Annotated in this window: 22 protein-coding genes and 1 pseudogene; 10 read left to right on the top strand and 13 right to left on the bottom strand. The window is 69.9% G+C overall.

Annotated elements, in window-relative coordinates:
- Positions 1 to 270: 270 nt before the first annotated feature.
- The gene (locus SSMG_RS10590) at positions 271 to 450 is read right to left on the bottom strand and encodes a hypothetical protein (RefSeq protein WP_037358805.1); all 180 of its coding nucleotides are present in this window, start codon (positions 448 to 450) and stop codon (positions 271 to 273) included.
- Between the two features lie 265 nt (positions 451 to 715).
- Here SSMG_RS10590 and SSMG_RS10595 point away from each other — a divergent pair, with 265 nt between their 5' ends.
- The 3 genes from SSMG_RS10595 to SSMG_RS10605 all read left to right on the top strand — a co-directional run bounded on the left by SSMG_RS10595 (position 716) and on the right by SSMG_RS10605 (position 3,745).
- Positions 716 to 1,591 (top strand): DMT family transporter, encoded by an 876-nt coding sequence (locus SSMG_RS10595; RefSeq protein WP_009075523.1) that lies wholly within the window; start codon positions 716 to 718, stop codon positions 1,589 to 1,591.
- A gap of 64 nt (positions 1,592 to 1,655) precedes the next feature.
- Complete coding sequence (locus SSMG_RS10600; RefSeq protein WP_037713259.1) at positions 1,656 to 3,008, top strand: glutamine synthetase family protein; 1,353 nt, start codon at positions 1,656 to 1,658, stop codon at positions 3,006 to 3,008.
- Complete coding sequence (locus SSMG_RS10605) at positions 2,996 to 3,745, top strand: hypothetical protein (RefSeq protein ID WP_009075528.1); 750 nt, start codon at positions 2,996 to 2,998, stop codon at positions 3,743 to 3,745. The genes SSMG_RS10600 and SSMG_RS10605 overlap by 13 nt, the downstream gene beginning before the upstream one ends.
- On the opposite strand, the gene SSMG_RS10610 is transcribed toward SSMG_RS10605, so the two are convergent.
- On the bottom strand, positions 3,742 to 4,107 hold the full coding sequence (locus SSMG_RS10610) for a helix-turn-helix domain-containing protein (RefSeq protein ID WP_009075530.1): 366 nt from the start codon (positions 4,105 to 4,107) through the stop codon (positions 3,742 to 3,744). The genes SSMG_RS10605 and SSMG_RS10610 overlap by 4 nt on opposite strands.
- 56 nt (positions 4,108 to 4,163) lie before the next feature.
- On the opposite strand from SSMG_RS10610, the gene SSMG_RS10615 reads away from it, so the two are divergent.
- Positions 4,164 to 4,802, top strand: coding sequence for an NAD(P)H-binding protein (locus tag SSMG_RS10615; protein WP_353611796.1), 639 nt, complete (start codon positions 4,164 to 4,166; stop codon positions 4,800 to 4,802).
- Positions 4,803 to 4,804: 2 nt separating this feature from the next.
- Here the strand turns inward: SSMG_RS10615 and SSMG_RS10620 are convergent, their stop codons facing one another.
- From SSMG_RS10620 to SSMG_RS10630, 3 genes are all read right to left on the bottom strand, one after another.
- A complete protein-coding gene (locus SSMG_RS10620) occupies positions 4,805 to 6,238 on the bottom strand; it encodes an APC family permease (protein WP_009075535.1) in 1,434 nt (477 codons plus the stop codon).
- 100 nt (positions 6,239 to 6,338) lie between these two features.
- The gene (locus SSMG_RS10625; RefSeq protein WP_009075537.1) at positions 6,339 to 6,992 is read right to left on the bottom strand and encodes a response regulator transcription factor; all 654 of its coding nucleotides are present in this window, start codon (positions 6,990 to 6,992) and stop codon (positions 6,339 to 6,341) included.
- Positions 6,989 to 8,179, bottom strand: a complete 1,191-nt coding sequence (locus SSMG_RS10630) for a sensor histidine kinase (RefSeq protein ID WP_199785869.1) — start codon at positions 8,177 to 8,179, stop codon at positions 6,989 to 6,991. The genes SSMG_RS10625 and SSMG_RS10630 overlap by 4 nt, the downstream gene beginning before the upstream one ends.
- Positions 8,180 to 8,288: 109 nt before the next feature.
- On the opposite strand from SSMG_RS10630, the gene SSMG_RS10635 reads away from it, so the two are divergent.
- The 4 genes from SSMG_RS10635 to SSMG_RS10650 are packed head-to-tail and all read left to right on the top strand — an operon-like array spanning position 8,289 to position 10,439.
- On the top strand, positions 8,289 to 8,858 hold the full coding sequence (locus tag SSMG_RS10635; protein ID WP_009075541.1) for a hypothetical protein: 570 nt from the start codon (positions 8,289 to 8,291) through the stop codon (positions 8,856 to 8,858).
- Positions 8,855 to 9,058 (top strand): hypothetical protein, encoded by a 204-nt coding sequence (locus SSMG_RS10640; RefSeq protein ID WP_037713262.1) that lies wholly within the window; start codon positions 8,855 to 8,857, stop codon positions 9,056 to 9,058. Before SSMG_RS10635 ends, SSMG_RS10640 begins: the two co-directional genes overlap by 4 nt.
- A 10-nt stretch (positions 9,059 to 9,068) precedes the next feature.
- Positions 9,069 to 9,446 carry a hypothetical protein gene (locus SSMG_RS10645; protein ID WP_009075543.1) on the top strand — a complete coding sequence of 126 codons (378 nt, stop codon included), beginning with the start codon at positions 9,069 to 9,071 and terminating at the stop codon, positions 9,444 to 9,446.
- 21 nt (positions 9,447 to 9,467) lie between these two features.
- Positions 9,468 to 10,439: a phosphotransferase family protein gene (locus SSMG_RS10650; protein ID WP_009075545.1), complete on the top strand. Its 972-nt coding sequence runs from the start codon at positions 9,468 to 9,470 to the stop codon at positions 10,437 to 10,439.
- On the opposite strand, the gene SSMG_RS10655 is transcribed toward SSMG_RS10650, so the two are convergent.
- The 7 genes and pseudogenes from SSMG_RS10655 to ppgK all read right to left on the bottom strand — a co-directional run bounded on the left by SSMG_RS10655 (position 10,431) and on the right by ppgK (position 20,322).
- Positions 10,431 to 11,366, bottom strand: coding sequence for a hypothetical protein (locus tag SSMG_RS10655; protein ID WP_100266753.1), 936 nt, complete (start codon positions 11,364 to 11,366; stop codon positions 10,431 to 10,433). The genes SSMG_RS10650 and SSMG_RS10655 overlap by 9 nt on opposite strands.
- 80 nt (positions 11,367 to 11,446) lie before the next feature.
- Positions 11,447 to 13,138 carry an ABC transporter family substrate-binding protein gene (locus SSMG_RS10660; protein ID WP_009075548.1) on the bottom strand — a complete coding sequence of 564 codons (1,692 nt, stop codon included), beginning with the start codon at positions 13,136 to 13,138 and terminating at the stop codon, positions 11,447 to 11,449.
- A gap of 40 nt (positions 13,139 to 13,178) precedes the next feature.
- On the bottom strand, positions 13,179 to 15,311 hold the full coding sequence (locus SSMG_RS10665) for an ABC transporter ATP-binding protein (protein WP_009075550.1): 2,133 nt from the start codon (positions 15,309 to 15,311) through the stop codon (positions 13,179 to 13,181).
- Entirely contained in the window at positions 15,308 to 16,315 is a 1,008-nt protein-coding gene (locus SSMG_RS10670) for an ABC transporter permease (protein WP_009075552.1), read from the bottom strand. Before SSMG_RS10670 ends, SSMG_RS10665 begins: the two co-directional genes overlap by 4 nt.
- Complete coding sequence (locus tag SSMG_RS10675; RefSeq protein ID WP_009075553.1) at positions 16,315 to 17,292, bottom strand: ABC transporter permease; 978 nt, start codon at positions 17,290 to 17,292, stop codon at positions 16,315 to 16,317. The genes SSMG_RS10670 and SSMG_RS10675 overlap by 1 nt, the downstream gene beginning before the upstream one ends.
- A 615-nt stretch (positions 17,293 to 17,907) precedes the next feature.
- Positions 17,908 to 19,317: pseudogene (locus SSMG_RS10680) on the bottom strand (RNA polymerase sigma factor); the annotation flags it as partial.
- A gap of 243 nt (positions 19,318 to 19,560) precedes the next feature.
- Positions 19,561 to 20,322, bottom strand: coding sequence for a polyphosphate--glucose phosphotransferase (ppgK, locus tag SSMG_RS10685; RefSeq protein ID WP_037713267.1), 762 nt, complete (start codon positions 20,320 to 20,322; stop codon positions 19,561 to 19,563).
- Between the two features lie 73 nt (positions 20,323 to 20,395).
- Here ppgK and SSMG_RS10690 point away from each other — a divergent pair, with 73 nt between their 5' ends.
- Complete coding sequence (locus SSMG_RS10690; protein ID WP_286156946.1) at positions 20,396 to 21,214, top strand: inositol monophosphatase family protein; 819 nt, start codon at positions 20,396 to 20,398, stop codon at positions 21,212 to 21,214.
- Between the two features lie 259 nt (positions 21,215 to 21,473).
- Here the strand turns inward: SSMG_RS10690 and SSMG_RS10695 are convergent, their stop codons facing one another.
- Positions 21,474 to 21,923 (bottom strand): LytR C-terminal domain-containing protein, encoded by a 450-nt coding sequence (locus SSMG_RS10695; protein WP_009075562.1) that lies wholly within the window; start codon positions 21,921 to 21,923, stop codon positions 21,474 to 21,476.
- A 508-nt stretch (positions 21,924 to 22,431) separates the two neighbouring features.
- On the opposite strand from SSMG_RS10695, the gene SSMG_RS10700 reads away from it, so the two are divergent.
- Entirely contained in the window at positions 22,432 to 22,740 is a 309-nt protein-coding gene (locus SSMG_RS10700) for a DUF4193 domain-containing protein (protein WP_013224476.1), read from the top strand.
- The last annotated feature ends 96 nt before the right edge of the window (positions 22,741 to 22,836 follow it).

Genomic DNA, 22,836 nt, shown 5'->3' on the forward strand with positions numbered 1-22,836 from the left:
CTGAGTCCCTCAGGGTTCCCCTCACGGACGTCTGCGGGGGTCTGGAGGTGCGTGGGTGGCGGTCGGCGGTGGCCTGGCGGTGCCGTAAGGGCCAGCGGCGGGGCTAAAGCGGACCGGCGGCTGGGGCGGCGCGGCAAGAGGGCAAGCGGAAGGTGCCGAGGCGGCACAAAACCTCGAGCTTGCGTCCCGCTCACCGGGGCGGAAAACGCCGGAGGCGGCAAGCGCGTCTGCGCTTGCCGCCTCCGAAGCGGAATCTGTCGGTGAGCGAACTTACTTCTGGATCTCCGCGGCCAGTTCCTTGAGCTTGGCCTCGTGCTCGCGGGCGTGGTGCCCGCAGAAGAGCAGCTCGCCTCCGGAGCTGAGGACAGCGCGTACCTGAGCTGCTGCTCCGCACCGGTCGCATCGGTCGGCTGCGGTCAATTCGGGGCGGGTGAGCGTCGGTGTTGTCATGGGGGTCTCCCTCCGTCCCGGCACCGGTCGCCCGGTGCCTCGATCCAGCTACGCCCACTTCGGTCTCGATGCCTTCGGCGGGGATGCTTCCGGCTCCGCGGTGTTCGTGCTTCCACTCTTGCAGACGTTTGGCGGCCCGCAAGTGTTCCCGCGCCGGTGGGAGGTGCGTCACGCCGAATTAGCCCGGTTGCCGCAGCGGCGTCCCAACCCGTAGGACCAGACCACCCGCTGCCGGGCGTTTTCCGTGGTCAGGCACCATGCGGGAGTGGGCATCGCACTCTCCTGGAAGCGCGTGAACGCGATTCCGGCACCGGTCTTGTTCGTTCTCAGCGGAATTTCGATGTATGCCGGTGCGGCCATCGCCGTCGACCTCTTCGGGCACGCCACGCCCGCCGGGGTTGCGTGGCTGCGCTGTCTCGGGGCGGCCGTCGTGCTGCTGCTGTGGCGGCGGCCGCCGAAAGCTGCCTGGCAGGGCAAACGGCTGCTGCTCGCGGGCGCTTTCGGGGTCGTCACCGCGGGGATGAACGTGGTCTTTTACGAGGCCATCGCGCGGTTGCCGCTGGGCACGGTCGTCGCGCTGGAGTTCGCCGGTCCGGTCGTCGTGGCTGCGATCGGGTCACGGACCCGGCGCGATTTGATCGCGCTGGTCCTGGTGGCGGTCGGCGTGGTCGCGATCGCGGACGTGCGGATCGCGGGCAGTCCGCTCGGCGTCGTGTTCGCGCTGGCCGCGGCGGCGGCTTGGGCGGGGTACATCGTGCTCGGCAAGCGGGTCGCGATCGGCGGGGACGGGCTGGATTCGCTGGCGGTCGGGTTCGTGGTGGCGACCGTCGTGCTGTCGCCGCTCGCGCTGGGCACCGGCGAAGTGTGGGGTTCGCCACGCATGCTGCTGCTCGGCATCGGCGTCGGCGTGCTGTCGACCGTTGTGCCGTACGCGCTCGACCAAGTGGTCCTGCGCCGGCTCGGGCAGGCGCGGTTCGCGGTGCTGCTGGCATTGCTGCCGGTGACGGCGGGCGTCGTCGGGTTCGTGGTGCTCGCGCAGGTGCCGAGCGTCATCGAGGCGATCGGGACGCTCGCCGTCGTCGCCGGGGTGGCGTTGCGCAGCCGGGACGACGCCGGGCCGGTCGCTGAGCCGCCCGGGTGAACACTCGCGGATGGCCCGGGCGGCCCCGGCCCGCGATACTGATCCGGAGCCCGAGGAGGTTGCCATGACCAAGGCGGCGTCGGCGGCGGCGAAGGACCTGGCCGCGGCGGGGGTCAGCGGCGTCCACCTGGCCTGGGCGGACAACAACGGCATCCCGCGCTCGCGCGTGGTCCCGATCGGCGGGCTGGCCGACGCGGCGGTCCGCGGCGTGGGCGCGACCTCGCTGTTCGCGGTCTTCGACAGCCACGACGCCATCACCTACGCGCATTCCGGCCTCGGCACGCCGTCCGGCGACATCCGGCTCGTGCCGGTCGTGGAACGGCTTCGCCGGCTCGCCGGGCAGCCCGCGCTCGCCTGGGCGCCGGTGCGGCAGCTCGCCGCGGACGGGTCGCCCTGGCCGTATTGCCAACGGTCCGTTTTGGAGCGGCAGGTCGCCGAGGCAGCGCGGCGCGGCCTCGAATTCCGGGCTGGGTATGAGCTTGAGTTCTCCGTCGCGCCGGCAGGCAGCGAGGACATCGTGTCCGCGCCCGGACATCGCGGTCCGGCGTACAGCCCGCACGCGCTGATCGCCTTGGACGAGTTCATTGCCGCGCTGCTGCACGATTTCGCCGCGAACGGCCTGCAGATCGGCCAGTTGCACGCGGAATACGGCGTGGCACAGCTGGAATTGTCGCTCGCCGCCACGGATCCGGTGTCCGCGGCGGACGATCAGCTTTTGGCGCGACAGACCATCCACGCCGCCGCGCACGCACACGGACTCGTGGCGAGTTTCGCACCGATGATCGGCCTCGGGGCCGCCGGGAACGGCTGGCATTTGCACACTTCGATCCGCCGCAAGGGCCGCAACCTTCTCGCTGGCGACGGCGTACCGGAAGGCGACGGCGCGGCCTACCTCGGCGGGTTGCTGCGGGATTTGCCCGCGCTGACGGCGATCACGGCCCCGAGCGTGCCGTCGACGATGCGGTTGCGGCCGGGGTTTTTCGCTGGTGCGTATGCGTTTTGGGGCGTCGAGAACCGCGAAGCGCCGCTGCGGTACGTCCCGGGCACGGCGTTGCTCGGGACGGAGCACGCGAATGTCGAGCTGAAGACGTCGGACGCGTCGGCCAACCCGTATCTCGCGCTGGCGGTCGTACTCGCTGCCGGGCTGGCCGGGATCGAGGATTCGGCGGTCCTGCCGGACCCGATCGCGGAGGACCCGGGCGGCTGGAGCGAAGGGGAGCGGAACACTGCGGGGGTACTTCCGCTGCCGGCGAGTCCGTCCGAACAGGACACTGCGCTGCTGGCGAATCCGCGCGTGTCCGGGGCGCTGGGGGACGAGCTGCTCGGCGCGTTCCGCGCGGTGCGCGCCTCGGACGCGGCGTGGGCCGCCGAGCGGGCGCCTGAGGAGATCGTGGCGGCGCATCTGTGGCGGTACTGAACACGGGGCTTTCCGACGTCCACTGGCTTCCCGGCGGTGCGCGCCTGGTCGCCGAAGCTCGCGCGGAACTCCCGCAGAAGGACGGTCTGGCGGCGGCCTTCACCGGGCTTGTGACGCTGCGCGCGGCGGACATCGCGGTACCGGACCAGGACGAGGTGGCGATCGCGGCCGGGACGGTGCGCGCATCGGCGAGCCGTCCGGCAGGTGCGTTGCCCCGTAACGACTTCCGTCTTCCGGTGCCGTTCGACGAGACGGCTGCGGGCACCTCGCTGGACGGCTTGGCCACGGCGATCCGGACGCTGTCCGAGGGGAAGCTGGCGGTGGTTCCGGCGCTGGGGGAGTGGAGCACTTCGACGGTCTCGGATCTGCTGCTGGGCCTGTGGGAATTGCCGCGAGTGGCGGTGCTGGCCCGGGTCGATCCGGCGGAACTGGGCTCGCCGGACACGCCCGAACGCGCGCTGCAGGACTACCTCGACACCGGCATCCCTCCACTGTGGACAAACCGGTGGCGGCCGCCCGCACCGCACCACGTGCTGCTCGCCGGAGTACGCCTGGGCGCGGAGGGCACGCTGCTGTCCGTTGTGGACACTTACCGCGAACTGGGCGACGAAGGCGTGCACGACCAGCCGGTGGAATGGATCGCGGCGGGACTGGAATCGGTGCTGCTGGTAGCGGACGCCCGATACGCGGACGCGCTGGCGCAGGCGGTTTCCTACGCGGGGTTGCGCACCGGCTAGTCGTAGCGCTCCTGCGCCTCCAGCAGCTCTTCCCAATGCTCCGCGACCCAGCCGTAGACCACCTGCATCGGCTCCAGCAAGCTGCGGCCCAGCGGCGTCAGCGCGTACTCCACCCCCAACGCGGGATCCTCGTGCGCCGTCCGAGACACCAGGCCGGAACGTTCGAGGCCGCGCAAGGTCTGGGTCAGCACCTTCGGTGTGACGCGGTGCAGCGGCACCCGCAGTTCGGAGAACCGGCGCGGGCCGTCCTCCAGACAGCGGAGCACCAAGGCGGACCACTTGTCTCCGAACCGGACCGGCACCAGCGAGGACGGGCACAGCTCCTCGAACAGATCCGGAGGCAACGGCTGCCGCACGGTCATCGCGGTCTCCTCTCAGTATCCCGGAGGGAACCGGCCCCCTGGTTACTTTCCAGAGCATCGACACCCCAGGAGGTATTCCCACGATGAGCAAGATCGTCATTTTCGGGGCGGGCGGCCGGGCCGGACGGCAGGCGGTCGCGGAGGCACGGCGGCGCGGGCACGACGTCACCGCGGTGGTTCGCGATCCCGCGCGCTATCCCGACCTGGCAGAGGTCGTCGCCGGCGATGTCACCGACGCGGCCGACGTCGCCGCCCTCGTCGCCGGGCAGGACGCGGTCGTCAACGCGGCCGCGGTCTACGGCGAGGGCACCGACCCGCACGCGTTCTTCACCGACGCCGCACACGCTCTCGTCACCGGTTTGTCACAGGCCAGGCTCGTCGCGGTCGGGCTGTCCGCGCTGCTGCCCGCCGCCGACGGGACCTCGGTGCTGGACTCGATACCCGCCGAGTTCCGCCCGTTCTGCCAGGCCCACGCGGCGGGGCTCGAAGTGCTGCGCACTGAGGGCGCCGGACTGGACTGGGTGTACGTCAGCCCGGTCGGCGATTTCGACCACGGCGGCGAGCGCACCGGCCGCTACGAAATCGGCGAGCACGGCGACCTCTCGGTCAAGATCTCGTACGCCGACTTCGCCGTGGCGCTGCTCGACGAGATCGAGAACCCGCGGCACCTCCGCGTCCACCTCGCGGTGGCCTGAACCTACTTCGCGAAGCGGGAGTGCTTGCGGCCGTAGAAGAAGTAGATCAGCAGGCCGATCACGAGCCACGCGGCGAACCGGAGCCAGGTCATCACGTCGAGGTTCAGCATGAGATAGAAGCACGCCAGCGCGGCGATGATCGGCAGCACCGGCGAGAACGGCACGGTGAACGGCCGCTTCAGGTCCGGGCGGCGTTTGCGCAGCACCGGCACCGCGACCGCGACGATGATCATCGCCGACAGCGCGCCGATGCTGACCATGTCGGCCAGCGCCGAGATCGGCACGAACGCCGCCAGCACGGCGATCAGCGCGGCCCCGCCGATGGTCATCCGGTGCGGCGTGCCCCAGCGCGGGTGCGCCGTGCCGATCGCCTTGGGCAGCAGGCCGTCGCGGCCCATCGCGAAGCCGATCCGGCCGATCGTGACCAGTTCGACCATCATCACCGACGTCAGCCCGGTGACCGCGCCCAGCGAGATCAGCGCGCCGACCCAGTGCTGGCCGACCCGGTCGAACGCGTCGGCGAGCGGCGCGCCGGAGTCGATGTCGGAGTAGTGGACCATGCCGGTGAGCACGATCGACACGCCGATGTAGAGCACCGCGCACACGGCCAGCGCGCCTAGAATGCCGACGCGGAGGTCCTTGCGCGGGTTGATCGTCTCCTCGCCGAGGTTGGCGAGCGCTTCGAAGCCGGTGTACGCGAAGAACACGACCGCCGCGGCGGTGACCATGCCGGCGATGCCGTACACCGACTGCTCCAGCCCGAGCACGGCCTGGACCACTGGCTGGTGCAACGCGTTCGCGCTGCTCGACGGCGGCTGCGCGGGCGGGATGAACGGGGTGAGATTCGAGCCCTTCACGAAGAAGACGCCGACGGCGAGGATGAGCACGCAGACGGCGACCTTCACGAGCACCAGCAGGTTCGTGAGCCACGAGGACTCCTTGATGCCGACCACGGCCACGATCGTCAGCACCGCGATGATCAGCACCGCGCCGACGTTGACCGTGGCGTTCTCGCCGAACCAGTCCGGCGACAGCCCGAGCAGGTTCGCGAGGTAGCCGGACCAGCTGCGCGACACCACGGCCGCGCCGAGCGCGAACTCCAGCAGCAGGTCCCAGCCGATGATCCAGGCGAAGATCTCGCCGAGGGTGGCGAAGGCGTAGGTGTAGGCGCTGCCCGCGGTCGGCACGCTGGAGGCCAGTTCGGCGTAGCAGAGCGCGGCGAGGCCGGCGACCACCGCGCCGATCACGAACGACAGCGTGACCGACGGCCCGGCGTGCGTCTTCGCCTCGACCCCGGCGAGGGTGAAGATCCCGGTGCCGATGATGATGCCGACGCCGAACCCGATCAGGTCGCGCCCCCTGAGCCGCCGCTTCAGCTCGCCGGATTCCTGCCGCTTGAGGACTTCGTCGACGTCGAGAGTTCTCCGCTCGCCCATGGGGGAACGTTAGAAGGTCGCGCGCGGATGCGCAGATCGGCTGGCCGGACGGCTGGACGCCGAGGCGGAGCGGGGTGCTTCGCGGTCTCGTTCGGGAAGGCTAACCCGGCGGCTCGATGTCGTGGTCCTGGGCGAGGATCGCGGCCTGGACCCGGGACCGCAGGCCGAGCTTGGCGAGCACCCGGGAGACGTGCGTCTTCACCGTCGCCTCGCCGATGTACAGCCGGGCGCCGATTTCGGCGTTCGAGAGTCCGGCGCCGAGGCAGCCCAGCACCTCGCGTTCGCGTTCGGTGAGGTCCGCGAGCCCGGTCGGCGCGGGCGACGGAGCGGCCGGGGTGCTGGCGAACGCGGCGATCAGCCGCTTCGTGACCTGCGGGGCGAGCACGCCCTCGCCCGCCGCGACCAGCCGGACGGCCTCGATCAGCCGGGGCGCCTCGACCGACTTCAGCAGGAATCCGGCGGCCCCGGCGCGCAGCGCGGCGTGCACGTACTCGTCGAGGTCGAAGGTGGTGAGGACGAGGACTTCGGCGAGCCCCTCGGCGATCAGCTGCCGGGTCGCGGTGATCCCGTCGGTGCCGGGCATCCGGACGTCCATCAGGACGACGTCCGGCCGCAGCGCGCGGGCCTGGCGCAGCGCGACCTCGCCGTCGGCGGCTTCGCCGACCACCTCGATGCCCTCGGCGTTGCCGAGGATGAGCGCGAGCCCGGCGCGGATGGCGCCGTGGTCGTCGGCGACGAGGACGCGGATGGTCATGACGGTTCTCCGGCGAGGGGAAGTTCGGCGTGGACAAGCCAGCGCGGCCCGGACGGACCCGCTCGCAGGGTGCCGCCGACGGCGTGCGCGCGCTCGCGCATGCTCAGCAAACCGTGCCCGCCGCCGTCGGACCCGGTCGGCGCGCCGAGCAGTTCGTTGCCGATTTCGACGCTCAGCGTGTCGTCGGCCACGCGCAGCCGCACCGTCACTTGTCCGCCCGGCGCGTGTTTGACCGCGTTGGTGAGCGCTTCCTGCGCGATCCGGTACGCGGTGAGGTCGACTGCCGTCGGGAGTTCTTCGTCCACAGTGGAATCCACGGTCACCGTCATGCCCGCCGCTCGGGCCGATTCCACCAGCCGGGCCAGTTCGGCCAGCCGGGCCGGGGCGGTCACCTCGTCCTCCGCGGATTCCGAACGCAGCAGGCCGATCATCGCGCGCATTTCCTCCAGCGCGCGCACGCTGTTCTCCCGCACGGCGACGAGCACGGTCTGTGCGGTCTTCGGATCGTCCGCCATGGACAGTGCCGCCTCCGATTGAATGGCGATGGCCGACAGATGCCCGGCGACGACGTCGTGCAGGTCGCGGGCCATCCGCGCGCGTTCGGCCGCCACCGCCGCCCGCCGGTCGAGCGCGGCGATCGTCGCGAGCTGTTCGGCGTTGGCGCGTTCGGACGCCGCGATGTCGCTCTGCTGCCGGACATTCGCCCCCCACCACACCGGGACCAGCAGGAACGACAGCATGCTGAACGCGCCCAGCGCCGCCGCCCGCCAGCCCGCGACGGCCAGGAACACGAACAGCACGGTGAGCGTGATCGTCGCGGTCACCCCGACCAGCACCCGGCTCGTCCGGCGGGAGCCGTACAGCATCGCGGAGTAGAGGAAATCCGTGTACGCGATGGCTATCGGCAGCGACAGGCCCAGCACTACATCGACGCCGACGATTCCGGTGGCTACCAGCAGCCCCCACGGCACTTTCCGGCGGAGGAACGCGGCGAGGCAGATCGCGCCTAGTTCGGCGAACCGGATCCACGGCGGGAACGGGTCGCCGCTCGGCAGCAGGCGGTGGCTGTCGGTGAGGTACAGCATCGTGCCGCCGGCGAACACCGCGAGCGCGACGAGGCCGTCCTGCTGCCACGGCGGCAGTTCGCGCGGCCGGGGGAGGGCCGAGCGCAGGTCTCGCAGGCGCACCCGACCATGACAGCACATCGCCGCGCCCCGGTCGTCCTACGAAATGATGACCCCCCGATCGTGCCGTCCGCTGACGCGCGCGGACGCCCGCGCCCGCGACAGTGAAGCCATGGACGAGCTTCTGAACAGCCCGATGACCGCCGCCATCGTGGCGTGCGAGATCGGGTTCTGGGTCTTCATCGCGGCCGGGCTGCTGACCCGGTACGCGCTGCGCAAGCAGAAGGCCAGCACCGTGCTGCTCGCGCTGGTGCCCGTGGTCGACCTGGCGCTGCTGGTGATCACCGTGATCGACCTGATGAACGGCGCGAAGCCGAACGTGACGCACGGGCTGGCCGCGGTGTACTTGGGCTTCTCGGTGGTGTTCGGGCCGTCGATGGTGGAGTGGGCCGACGCCCGGTTCGCGCACCGCTTCGCCGGTGGGCCGCGGCCGGAGAAGCTGACCGGTCGGGCGAAGGCCCGCAAGGAATGGCGTGAATGGGGCAAATGCGTGCTGGCGTCCGCCATCAGCGCCGGGCTGCTGTTGCTCGCGATCGCGGTGGTCGGCGATTCCGGCCACGTCGAGCCGCTGTGGGGCTGGCTGCCGCGGCTCGGCACGCTCACCGGCCTGTGGTTCGTCTTCGGGCCGCTGTGGCAGGAGCTTTTCGGCTCCTCCGCGTCGAAAAAGGAGGCGTCGCGGTGATCGAGCTGTTCGGGATTCTCCTGGTGGTGCAGGGCGCGGGCGGGCTGATCAACCGGCTGGCCGGGGCGGGGCACCCGAGCTGGTTCGTCCAGTTGCACGTGCTGCCGCCGAACCTGCACGTCGTCGCCAGCGTCGTCCTGCTCGGGGCCGGGGTGGCGGTGCTGTTCGCGACCCGGGCGCGCAAACGCCGCCGCGGCTAGACTCGGGGGCATGGCGGCCGGTCCGGTTCTGCTGTTCGCCGTGGTCAGCGTGGCGCCCTCGGCGTTGTTCTGGGCTGCCCTCCGCGTTCCGGCGCTCTGCCGCTGGCTGCGTCGGCGACGCGCCGTCCCTGTCCCGTCCGAACCGCCGGTGGAGCAGGTGGCCGCGGACCTGCGCCGGGTACGCCGGACGCTTGCCCAGCTGCCCGCCGGAACGCCCGCCGCGCGCCGGATCGGCACCCGGCAGGCGTACGACGAACTGCTCGTCACCGCCTGCCGCGAGATCGGCGTCGAGCACCGGCTCGGCGAATTGCGCGAGGGCACGGACCGGGATCTCGAACGGCTGCGCGTCGAGGATTCGCTGAGCCGTAAAGGATTCGTGCTGTCCTGAGCGGAGTGGCAGGATGCCCGGGTGGACTTCCAGCCGAAAGACCGGCCCGCGGACGCGTTCCAGCAGCCTCTCACCGCCGACCAGATCGAACTGCTCTGCCGTCGCGCGCTGGGCAGCGGCGTGCGGTCCGCCGTCGAAATCGGCTGGGGCGGCTACAACAACACCTACCGGGTGGAACTGGCCGACGGCCCGGCCATCCTGCGCGTCGCCCCGGAACCGGCGCGGCAGAACCGGATCGAGCATCAGTTCATGCGCAACGAGTACCTTGCCGCGCCGTACTTCGCGCCGATCGCGCCGCTGATGCCGCGCACTCTCGCGGCCGACTTCACGCACCAGGTCATCGGCCGCGATTACGTGCTGCAGGCCGTTCTTCCCGGAGAGCCCGGCCCGGAAGTCCTTTCCGCTCGGACGCCGGAGGAGCGGGCCCCGTACTTCCGCCAGCTCGGCGAACTCGCCCGCGCCGTCCACGACGTGCGCGGCCCCGGGTTCGGCACCGTGGCCGGACCGCATTTCGCGACCTGGAGCGAAGCGCTGATCGCGTACTTCGAGGACAACGCCGCCGATGTGGAGGATCTCGGCCTCGACGGGGCCGACCTGCGCGCGGTGGCCGCCTGGGCGAAGCGCGACGCGGCGTTGCTCGACGAGATCACCGAACCGCGCCTGCTGCACGGGGATCTGTGGCACGTGAACGTGATGCTGACCCCGTCGCTGCAGATCGTCGGGGTGTTCGACCACGACCGCAGCTGGTGGGGCGACCCGGCGGCGGACTGGACGATCCGCATGGCGTCGGTGAAAACGGGCTCGAAGCGGGATTGGTTCTGGGACACCTACGGGCGACCCGACGAGTCCCCGTCGGCGCGTCGGCGGGCGTTGTATTACGAAGCCCGCCACCTCGGCGCGGTCCGGTTGGAGCGGATGCGGCTCAAGGAGCGGCAGGTGGAGGAGACGTACGCCGATTTGGCCGAGATCCTGGCGGCGCTGGAATCAGAGTGACGGGTCCGAGCCGCGCAGCGCAGCCCACCAGAACCCGAACGCGGCGATCAGCACGCTGACCGTCAGCCAGCCCGCGAAGCCGCTGCCGTCGACCAACGCCCAAAACGCCCCCACGACCGGAGCGACGGCCAGCACCGGCAGGTCAGCCCGGAATTGCCGCGCAAGCCGTACCGGCGTCGCGGCGGCAAGCGTGCGTTCCTCGTCCGGCTCGGAAGGGTTGTCCAGGCGACGGCCACGCGGCTCCGCAGTGCGCACCGAACCCGCCGGGTACAGCACCTCTCCGTCGATCCGGACGGCCACATGACGGTCTGTCCGCAGGTCGCCCAGCACCTCGACCCGCGAAGGCGACGGCAGGCCGATCAGCGTCGGCGAGAAGTACACCGGGATCCACCGCGGCGTCGCGGTGTCGGCCTCCAGCCACGATCGCGTCAGCAACCCGCGCTGCACCTTGATCCGGCGCATCGGCACCGAAGCACCCGCCTTGCGCCGCGACGGCTGCACGAAGCGCTTGAAGAGCAGGAATCCGTTCACCGCAAGCATCGCGAGCACTGCGACCACAGTGACCGTCGCGTAGGTCGAGGCGCGATCAGCGGTCACCAAAGCCGAAGCGCCGGTCGTGACTGCCCGCGAAGGTGCGGACGGGTCGTAGCGCACCGGAACCTTCGCGCCCAGCGGAGGGGGAGTGGTGTCCAGCTCGACCGCCGCGTTCGCTTCCGGCTGATTCGGCACCGGGAACCGCACGGTGACGGTGTCGTCGTCGACTCGCGCGACGATGCCGGTCGCGTTCGCGGTGAGCCCCTGCAGGCGCGGCCGGGTGCTGTTGAACTCCAGCAGCTGCACCACGAACACCGCCGCGCACGCGACGAACACGACCGCACTCGTCACGAGAATGTGGCGTACCGGCCGCAACCGCAGGAAGTTCCGCACAAAGCTCACCTTAACTGTCCAAAAAGGAAGGAGCGGCGCGGGGAGTCCGCGCCGCTCCTTCGAATCCCGCTGGGGGAGGATTACTTCACGAACCCGATCTTGGGGTAGTCGTACGGGTTGTTCGCGTAGCCCGGCGAACCGAAGTTGCCGACCGTCTTGCGGACGGCGAACGCACCGACCGACTGGAAGATCGGAAGCTGGTGGCCCAGCGCCCAGATCTCCTTGTCCGCGGCGTTGATGTCCGCGGCCCGCTTCGTGTCGTCCAGTTCCTGCGCGGCGGTGTCGAGCAGCTGGTTTTCCTTGTCGCTGCCGATCCGGCCGTAGTTCTGGTTGACGTTCTTCGGGTCCAGGTAGTAGATGCCCTTGCTGCCGCCGATCGGGAACGAGTTCGAGATCCAGCGGAACAGCGTGAGGTCGAAGTTGCCGACGTTGACGTAGTTCTTGAAGAACTCGGTCGACGGGACGGCCACGATGTCGATGCCGACGCCGATCGCCTTCAGCTGCGACTGCAGGATCTGGGCGGTCTGCTGGCTGATCGGGGTGCCGGTCGGGATCACCAGGCGCAGCTTCAGCTGCTTGCCGTCCTTGGCGCGCAGGTCGCCGGACTGCTTCCAGCCCAGCTTGTCCAGCTCCGCCTTGGCCGCGTTCTGGTCGAACTTGTACGGGCCGCTGTTGTCCTCGTAGGTCTTCGAGCCCTTGAGGTACAGGTGGTTGCCGATCGGCGTGGTGTCCTTCTGCATCTGGCCGAGGATCGACTTCGCGATGGTCACCGTGTCGACGCCGCGCATGACCGCCAGCCGCAGGTCCTTGTCCGCGAGGATCGAGGACGGGGCGCCGTTGAGCGTCATGTGCGTGTAGTCGGGGTAGGCCGACTGGCGCACGGCCGCGTTCGGGTCCGCCTGGGCCCGCTTGAACGCGTTGATGTCGTTGTTCAGCGGGTAGAAGTCGATCTGCCCGTTGGCGAACGCGTCCGCCAGTGCCGGCCGGTCCACGACCTTGTAGGTCACGGTGTCCAGCTTCGGCTTGTCGCCCCACCAGTTCGGGTCGCGCTCGAACACCGCGGTCTTGGCGGTGTAGTCGACGCTCTTGATCTTGAACGGACCCGCGGTGATCTGCGCCTTCTGCGCCCAGCCCTTGTTGAAGGTGTTGGCGTCGGCCATCGCCTCCTTCGGGTACAGCGGCGAGAACAGCGACTTCCACTCCGCGAACTTCTTCGCGAAGGTGATCTTGACGTCGAGGTCGTCAGTGCCCTTCTCGACCTTCGCGATGTCCTCGTAGCCGGTGGTGCTGGAGACCTGGTAGGCGGTGTCCTTGCCGTTCAGGGCCTTCGCCATCGCGGCGAAGTCCTCCCACGAGAACTGGCGCCCGTTGCTCCACTTGGCCTTCGGGTTGATCTTGTACTCGATGACCTGCGGGTCCTGGCTGACGACCTCGGCCGAGGTCAGGTAGTTCTTGTCGGTCCCGACCGTCGCGTCCGCGTTCTGCGGGAACGGGTAGGGCAGGATCGCGCCGAACATGCTGGCGCCGTCCAGGACGGTGCCGTCGACCTGGTAGTAGTTCCAGTTGTCCGGCAGCTGGTCGACCGGCCACTTGAAGTCGCCGCCGTCCTTCAGCTTGTCCAGCGGCTGCTCGTTGATGTCCGCGGTCTTGACCCCGGAGGAACCGGTGTCCTGCAGGCCTTTGTCGCCGCCGCCGCTGCCGCCGCCGCAAGCGGCGAGCAGGAGCCCCAGAGCGGCAACGGGGGCCACGAGTGCGGCCATTCTCCGTCGCATGTGTCTACCTTTCTTCTTCTGGTGTGCCAACGGATCGTGGCTACACAACTTCGCGGGTTTTGGCGTAGTGGCACGCGACGTCGTGGTCCTGCGCGCGGGATTCGCGCGGAGGTTCGACGTCGACGCACTTCTTCTTGTCCTCTTCGGACAGCTGGGAGAAGACGAAACACCGGGTCCGGAACCGGCAGCCCGACGGCGGGTTCGCCGGGCTGGGCAGGTCGCCGGTGAGGATGATCCGGCCGCGCTCGCGCTCCTTGGCCGGGTCCGGGATCGGGATCGCGGACAGCAGCGCCTGCGTGTACGGATGCTGCGGGGCCTCGAAAACCGTGCGGACGTCGCCGATCTCCACGATCTTGCCGAGGTACATCACGGCCACGCGGTCGGCGATGTGCCGGACCACCGACAGGTCGTGCGCCACGAACAGGTACGACAGGCCCAGCTTGGCCTTCAGCTCGTCCAGCAGGTTGATCACGCCGGCCTGGATCGACACGTCGAGCGCGGACACCGGCTCGTCGAGCACGATCAGCTTCGGCTCCAGCGCGAGCGCCCGCGCGATGCCGATGCGCTGGCGCTGCCCGCCGGAGAACTCCGCCGGGTACCGGTCGGCGTGCTCGGGGCGCAGGCCGACCAGCCCGAGCAGTTCCGGCACCCGCTGGTCGATCCGCTCCTTCGAGAACCCGTGCGTGACCATCGGCTCGGCGATGATGTCGCCGATCGGCAGCCGGGGGTCGAGCGCGGCCATCGGGTCCTGGAAGACCACCTGCAGATCGCGGCGGATCGCCTTGCGGTCCTTGCCCGCGAGCTTCGCGACGTCCTTGCCGAGCACCGCGACCGAACCGTGCGACGGGGCCGCCAGTTCGAGGATCTCCATCAGCGTGGTCGACTTGCCGCAGCCGGATTCCCCGACCAGGCCGAGGGTTTCGCCCTCGACGATGTCGAAGGTGATCCCGTCGACCGCGCGCACGGTGCCGACCTTGCGCTTGAAGACGGTGCCCTTGCTGACCGCGTAGTGCTTCTGCAGGTCCCGCACGTCCAGCACGGTCGAGCGCTGGGTGCGCGGCAGCGACGCGACCGCGGCCTCCTCGATCACCTCGGCGCCGTAGACCTCGGCGGCGTCCGCTTCCGGACGGGCGAGTTCCTCGGTGCGGATGCAGGCGGCCCGGTGCGTGGTGTCGACCGGCGCGTTCGGGTTGCCCGGCGTGATCGTGAACAGTTCCGGCTCGGCCGTGCGGCAGGCGTCGATCGCCAGCGGGCAGCGCGGCGCGAACGGGCAGCCCTGCGGCAGGTTCACCAGCGACGGCGGCTGGCCTTCGATCGGCACCAGCGGCTGCTTCTCCCGCGCGTCGACGCGGGGGATCGAACCGAGCAGGCCCAGCGTGTACGGCATCCGCGGCTGGGCGTAGATCGTCTCGACCGGACCCTGTTCGACCGCGCGCCCGGCGTACATCACCATCAGCCGGTCGGCGAACCCGGCGACCACGCCGAGGTCGTGCGTGATGATCACGATGCCCGCGCCGGTGACCTCCTGCGCGGTCTTCAGCACCTCCAGCACCTGGGCCTGCACCGTCACGTCGAGCGCGGTGGTCGGCTCGTCGGCGATGATCAGGTCCGGGTCGTTGGCGATCGCGATGGCGATCACCGCGCGCTGGCGCATGCCGCCGGAGAACTCGTGCGGGAACGCTTTCGCCCGCGCCGCCGCGTTCGGGATGCCGACCAGGTCGAGCAGTTCGACCGCGCGGTTGTTCGCCTGCTGCTTGGTGATCGTGCCCTTGCCGTGCACCAGCAGCGCCTCGGCGATCTGCGCCCCGACGGTGTACACCGGGGTCAGCGCGGACAGCGGGTCCTGGAAGACCATCGAGATCTTCTTGCCGCGGATCTTCGACAGGTCGGTGTCGGACTTGCCGATCAATTCGCTGTCCTGGAACCGGATCGAGCCCGAAACCCGCGCCTGCGGCGGCAGCAGCCCCATCACCGCGAGCGACGAAACCGATTTGCCGGAACCGGATTCGCCGACGATGCCGAGCACCTCGCCCGCGGCGACCTGGTAGTTCAGCCCGCGCACCGCGTGCACGCGACCGGACTCGGACGGGAAGGACACTTCGAGGTCGGAAACCTCGAGCACGGTGCCGGTGGGCTTGCCCGTTTCCGCGCTCAGCTCGAGTGCGGCGCTCATGCTTCTGCTCCCACGGTCTGCGTCGAGGCGGTCGACTTCGTTTTCTCTTCGATCCGCTTGCGTTCCTTGCGCCGCGACCGGCTGGACGACGGGTCGAGCGCGTCGCGCAGGCCGTCGCCGACGAAGTTCACCGCGAGCACGGTGAACACCAGGAAGCCGGCCGGGATGTAGAACAGCCACGGGAACGTCCGGACCGCGTCGGAACCCGCCGAGATCAGCGTGCCGAGCGAAACGTCCGGGGCCTGCACGCCGAAGCCGAAGAACGACAGCGACGTCTCCATGATGATCGCGACGCCGACGTTGATCGTCGCGTCGATGATCAGCAGCGAGGCCATGTTCGGCACGATGTGCTTGAAGATGATCCGCCACGGGGACTGGCCCATGAACTTGGCGGCCTTCACGAACTCGCGTTCGCGCAGCGTCAGCGTCATGCCGCGGACGATGCGGGCGGTGATCATCCACTGGAACAGCGCGATCAGGCCGACCAGGATCAGCCACGTCTTGCCGCGGAAGGCCGGCGACAGGATCGAGATGATCAGGAACGGCGGGAGGATCAGCAGCAGGTCGACGACCCACATCGACACCCGGTCGGTCCAGCCGCCGAAGTACCCGGCCGCGGAGCCGACGATCGAGGCCACGCCGGTGGAGAACAGCGCGGCCAGCAGGCCGATGGTGAGCGACTTCTGCAGCCCGCGCATCGTCTGCGCGAACATGTCGCCGCCGATCTGGTTGGTGCCGAACCAGTGCGTGCCGTCCGGCGGCATCAGCGTCGAGGCCGGGTCGAGTTCGTCGTAGCCCCAGGGCGAATACCAGCTGTAGGTGAACGCCAGCACGTAGAACAGCAGGATGACGACGAGCCCGGCGAGCGCCAGTTTGTTGCGGAAGAACCGGCGGGCCACGAGCTTGCCGCGGCTGGAGGACTTCCCGGTCTGCTGCTCGGTGGCCGTCTCGGTGGCGGCGACGGCCGAATCCGCGAGGTCGGCCTCGTTCAATGGGGCGGCCATCAGATCCTCACCCTCGGGTCGAGCGCGGCGTAGAGCACGTCCGCGAGCCAGCCGGCGAGCAGCACGCAGATCGCGATGAACAGGGTCACGGTGGTGACGATGTTGGTGTCCTGCTTCTGGATGCCGGTCACCAGCCAGTCGCCCATGCCGTACCAGCCGAAGATCTTCTCGGTGAAGACGCCGCCGGTGATGAGCAGGCCGAAGCCGAACGCGAACAGCGTCGCCATCGGGATCAGCGCGGTGCGCAGGCCGTGCTTGAACAGCGCGCGCCTGCGGGTGAGGCCCTTGGCCTGCGCGGTGCGCAGGAAGTCCGAGCCGAGCACGTCGAGCATCGCCGAACGCTGGTAGCGGCTGTAGTAGGCGACCTGGGTCAGCACGATCGCCAGGGTCGGCACGATGATGTGCTGCAGCCGGTCGAGCAGGACCTCGCCGAAACCGCCGTCGATCGCGCCGCCCTCGCCCTGCACGATGAAGAACTGGTACCCGTCGAGCAGGTTGTCGTTGACCGACTGCGCGCCCGCCTTGAGGATCGTGGCGATCACGAACACCGGTGTCGACAGCACCACGAAGGAGAACGTGGTGGCGAGGTAGTCGCTGATCTTGTACTGCCGGATCGCGCTGACCACGCCGACGAGCACGCCGATGATGATGCCGATCGTGATCCCGAGCAGGAACAGCCGCAGGCTCACGCCCGCGCGGCGGAACAGTTCGTCGGTGATCGCCTGATCGGCGACGGTGCGGCCGAAGTTGCCCTGGAAGACGCCGCCCAGCCAGGTGAAGAACCGGTGCGGGATCGCCTGGTCGAGGTGCAGCTCGGCGGCCTTCGCGTCGATGGTCGCCTGCGGGGCGGGCGGGTTGCGCAGCTTGAGCGCGTCCAGCGGACTGAAGGACAGTGACGCCAAGGAGAACGCCGCGAAGGTCGCGACGAGGCACAGGGCGATGTAGTTGACGAGTCTGCGGAGGAGGAACCCGATCACAGTTGCCTCGCTTCACCGGGGCCGGAGGATCCGCTCCGCGCCGCCGGGCATCCCTGGCTCGCTCGCGATTGAGTTTTCGTCGAAAACACTGGGCGGTGCTGCCTTCCAATACTGACGCTCGTTGTGGGCGCAGCCTAATAGCGATCACCGGTTGCGATCTTCGTTTTCAGGCAACCAAACAATCACGATTTCCGCGTTCTGGGGGAGAACAACCGACTTTCGCCTCTTGCCGCGGTCCCAGTGTCGCGGTGGGTGCGCGACCGTGCACCGGCGATGAGTATTCCGGAACGGTTCCGGGGGTTCCGGGTGAACGGTTGTGAACGGGGAACGGACACGTATGCCAACGCGCTCGGTTTCGCGGCCCCGCGGAGTTGCACGTTCGGGTGCCCGATCGCCCCGGGGATTGGCTCCGGGATTCTTGTTGCGCCGCAGCGTAATTCGGATCGGGGGCCCGCGTCTCCGGGTTTTCGGGACTTGTCCGGTCCACTGTGTCCGGCCGAAGGAAGGATTTCGCGGAAATGCCGGGCCCGTTCTCGCCGGGCCGTTGTTCGTAAACGCGGAAACCCCGCCGCCGCGTAGTGCGGGGGCGGGGTTTCTCGCGGGAACCGGAGAAGCTCAGTCCAGGTAGTCGCGCAGCACCTGCGAACGCGACGGGTGGCGCAGCTTCGACATCGTCTTCGACTCGATCTGCCGGATCCGCTCGCGCGTGACCCCGTAGACCTGGCCGATCTCGTCGAGGGTGCGCGGCTGGCCGTCGGTGAGGCCGAAGCGCAGCCGGACCACGCCCGCCTCGCGCTCGGACAGCGTCTGCAGCACCGACTGGAGCTGGTCCTGCAGCAGCGTGAACGACACCGCGTCGACCGCGACGACCGCTTCGGAGTCCTCGATGAAGTCGCCGAGCTGCGAATCGCCCTCGTCGCCGATGGTCTGGTCCAGCGAGATCGGCTCGCGCGCGTACTGCTGGATCTCCAGGACCTTCTCCGGCGAGATGTCCATCTCCTTGGCGAGTTCCTCGGGCGTCGGCTCGCGGCCGAGGTCCTGCAGGAGCTCGCGCTGGATGCGGCCCAGCTTGTTGATGACCTCGACCATGTGCACCGGGATGCGGATGGTGCGGGCCTGGTCGGCCATCGCGCGGGTGATCGCCTGGCGGATCCACCACGTGGCGTACGTGGAGAACTTGTAGCCCTTGGTGTAGTCGAACTTCTCCACCGCGCGGATCAGGCCGAGGTTGCCCTCCTGGATCAGGTCCAGGAACGCCATGCCGCGGCCGGTGTAGCGCTTGGCCAGCGACACCACGAGCCGGAGGTTCGCCTCCAGCAGGTGGTTCTTGGCCCGCTCGCCGTCGCGCACGATCCACTTGAGGTCGCGGCGCATCTGGGTGACGAGCTTCTCGCCCTCCTCCTCGGCGGTGCGCACGCGCTCGGCGGCGTAGAGCCCGGCCTCGATCCGCTTGGCGAGCTCCACCTCCTCCTCGGCGTTCAGCAGCGCGACCTTGCCGATCTGCTTGAGGTAGGCGCGGACCGAGTCCGCCGACGCGGTGAGCTCGGCGTCCTTGCGCGCCTGGCGCAGCGCCTCGGACTCCTCCTCGTCCCACACGAAGTCCGGGTTGTCCGAGGACTTGCCGCCCTTCTCCGCCGCGGTCGCGCGACGGCGCGCGGCGGTGGAGGCCGCGGCGCCCGCGGTCCCGTCGGCCGCTTCGGCCTCGTCCTCGGTGTCGTCGTCCTCGTCGTCGTCGGTCTCGTCGTTGACCGTCTCGTCGACGACGTCGACCTCGACCTCTTCGAGATCGGACAGGTCCGGGCTGTCGAGTTCGGCCTCGTCGAGGTCGACCGGGCCGTCGGGATCGCCGTCGTCGGTCTTCGGACCCTTCGCGGCGGCCTTCTTAGCCGGAGCCTTCTTGGCCGGAGTCTTCTTCGCGCCCGCCGGCTTCGCGGCGGTCTTGCGCGCCGGGGACTTCGCCGCTCCGGTGGCTGCCTCGTCGGCCGGCTCGCCGGCTTCGGTCGCTGTCTTCGTCCCGCCTCGGGTTGCGGTTCTTGCGGCTGCCACTTACGCCCTTTCGCAGCGGTCGATCATGACGAGCCGAGATGTCGCCACCTCAGCTGCCTCACATTCGGGGAACACGCCTCGGCCTGCGGTTTTGCCTCCGCAGCTCCTGCGCCGTGTTCCATTGTAACGACGTCGGCCCACTGCGTCGCGAAGCGATCACCCTCCGGCCCCCGGTCCGGCGCCTCGCGGTGACCGGTCCGAGACCCGGCGCGGACCAGCCGCTCAGTGCCCGGCACCCTCCGCGGCGGCCGCGGCGGCCCCGACGATGCCCGCGTTGTTCTGCAGCGACGCGACGACCACCGGCGTGCGGATGTCCAGCAGCGGCACCCACTTCTCGGCCTTCTTGCTGACGCCGCCGCCGACGATGAACAGGTCCGGCCAGATCAGGTTCTCCAGCACCGAGAGGTACCGGTGCACCCGCTTGGCCCACTGCGGGTACGACAGGCCCTCGTTGTCCTTCACCGAGGCGGCGGCGCGTTTCTCCGCGTCGTGGCCGTCGACCTCCAGATGGCCGAATTCGGTGTTGGGCACGAGCTTGCCGTCGTGGAACAGCGCGCTGCCGATGCCGGTGCCGAAGGTGAGCAGCGCGGTCACTCCGGTACGCGCGGCCGCGTCGCCGAAGCGGATCTCGGCGAGGCCCGCCGCGTCAGCGTCGTTGAGCATCGTGACCTCTCCGACGCTCTTGCCGAGCCGCTTCGCGAAGAGCGCCTCGGCGTCCGTGCCGATCCATTTGTGGTCGATGTTGGCCGCGGTGTGCGCGGTGCCCTTCTTGACCACCGCGGGAAGCGTCACGCCGACCGGGCCGTCCCACTCCGCCGCGCGGACGATCTCGGCGACGACGTCCGCCACCGCGTCCGGCGTCGACGGCTGCGGAGTTTCGATCCGGTGCCGGTCCCCGATGAGCTGTCCCTGTTCCAGATCGACCAGCGCGCCTTTGATCCCGCTGCCGCCGATGTCGATTCCGAAGCCTCGGGTCGCCGTCACTGACGTGGTCCCTTCTCGCACGATTCAGAAGTCTGCTGCGGAGACTTTAACCGGATGTGGTGACATGGCGGGCGTGGGAGTTGACGAGGCGATGGCGAACGACCTGAAGAACACCGCCGAGCAGGTCGCGGTCGAGGCCGCGCACCTGGTCCGGACGGCGTGGGTGCGGATGCAGTCCGGCGGCCAGGTCGCGGTGGACACGAAGTCGGCGGAGACCGACGTGGTGACCGCGGTGGACCGGGAGTCGGAGGAACTGGTCCGCGCCCGGCTGGAGCGGATCCGGCCCGGGGAACCGGTGCTCGGCGAGGAAGGCGGGGGAGCGGCAGGCGGCGGGGTCACGTGGGTGGTCGACCCGATCGACGGGACGGTCAACTTCCTTTACGGCTTGCCGACCTTCGCGGTGTCGGTCGCGGCTCAGATCGACGGGGTGTCGGTCGCGGGGGCGGTCGTGGAACCGGTGAGCGGACGGCGCTGGACGGCCGTCCGCGGGGGCGGTGCGTGGCTCGACGGCGCTCCGCTGTCGGTGTCGTCGGCGGCCCGGTTGGACCTGGCGCTCGTCGGGATGGGGTTCTCCTACGCGCAGGACCGCCGCGTCCGGCAGGGCAAGCTGACCGCGGATCTGGTCGGGCGCGTGCGCGACATCCGCCGCCGGGGCGCGGCTTCGCTGGACCTGTGCGCGGTCGCGGCCGGGTGGCTGGACGGCTACTTCGAGCACGGTCTGCACCGCTGGGACTGGGCGGCTGGCGCGCTGGTGGCGCAGGAGGCGGGCGCGACGGTGCTGCTGCCGGGCGAAGCGGCGGACCTGGGGGAGGACGCGACGTTCGCGGCGTCGCCGGGGATCGCGGCGGAACTGCGCGCGACGTTGGCCGCGAGCGGCGCCGCGGAGGTGTGACCGGGCCTGCTGACCTCGTTCGCGGGGTCAGCAGGTGACGGCGCGGGCCGAGGCCAGGAGCGTCTGGTCGATCACCGGCGCGTTCGGGCCGGCGGACTGCTCGCTGCTGCCGCCGCCCTGGTGCGCCTGCGACCAGGCGGTGAGCTGCTTGAGGATCTTGACCGCCTCGGGCCGCGGCTGGATGTCGGTGAAGAGCTTGCCGGTGGCCAGGTCGACGCTGGCGTCCTTGCGGGTGTCGTGGACCAGCTCGCGCAGAGGATCACCAGGCTGACCGTGCGATCGCGCCGGCGCCGTTGTCGCCGTATCGGATCTGGCCGCGGCAGCGCGCGTCGCCCTTCGGGTACGCCGGGTCGTTGGCCGGGTCGCCGATCGCGGTGAAGCCGAGGTCCCGCAGCGTGTTGGTGGCGATGCTGCCCTGCCCGCGCGTGCTGCTCGCGTTGAGGACCCTCAGCGCGATCTTGTCCGGGGGCATCGGCGAGCGGTCGTCCAGGCCGTTGTGCGGGACCGTCGTGTACGTGATTCCGGGCGGCGCTTTGGGCTCGGGGCTGCAGCGGACCGCCGCGTCGACGTCGCCGCGGCCGACCACGGCGTTGACCCAGACGAACACCGCGCCGAGCGCGAGCACGCCGATCACGATCAACGCGGGCAGCGGACGGTGCTTGCGATAAGGCCGCGCACCCCGGTTCCCCGCCCCGTTCCCCGACGCCACCTGCCCCGTCCCTTCCCCTCGCAGAACCGGCCGCGGTCGCGCCGCCGCGCCTCGCGGTAACCGCCAGCGTACGCACCGGCGTGGTAGCCGGTGAGCCTAGGCGTTGTTCGCGACGCGCGGTGTCGCGGGTCACCTTCACCCGTTCCGCGTAATGCCCCTCCGGGCCGATCGCACCACGGACCGCTCCGCGCGGGCAAGCGGACCCGGCCGCCAGGTGATGTTTACGACGGCCGGGCAACCCGAACGGAGGACAGGCGTCTCACCTGCGCGTTCCCCCTCCCGGGTGACGCTGGAGCGGCAATGTCCGACTCGGTGCGAGGCGCGCCCGGCGGTGAGCTACCCTTCCCGGGCTCCGGCCGCAGAACGAGGTCAACCAGGTTGAGACCTGGGTCACTCGCGGGCCGGGCACAAACAGGGGCGCTGGAACGTTGACCAGCGGCACGACCCGGTACGGGCGCCTCCGCACCGGTGCAGGACGACACGCTGAATCGCAGGGGTGAGGGACACCATGGCTACCGACTACGACGCTCCGCGCCGCAGCGAAGCCGACGAGCTGGCCGAAGACTCGTTGGAGGAGCTGAAGGCCCGGCGGAACGAGAACCAGTCCGGCGTCGTCGACGTCGACGAGGACGCGACCGCGGAGAACTTCGAACTGCCCGGCGCGGACCTTTCCGGGCTCTCCGGGGAAGACATGACCGTGAAGGTCGTGCCGAAGCAGGCGGACGAGTTCACCTGCTCGGTGTGCTTCCTGGTGCACCACCGGAGCAGGCTCGCCGAGGACAACGGCGGACGGCTGATCTGCCGCGATTGCGCCTGACCTGAGGATTTCTAGGGGATTTTCCAGGGGAGATTCACGGGGTCAGCGGTTCGCGGTCTTTGGGATGACCGGGTAAGCACGGGGGTCGGCCTGTTG

It is taken from the genome of Streptomyces sp. AA4 (genome assembly GCF_000158875.1).
GTDB lineage: Bacteria > Actinomycetota > Actinomycetes > Mycobacteriales > Pseudonocardiaceae > Amycolatopsis.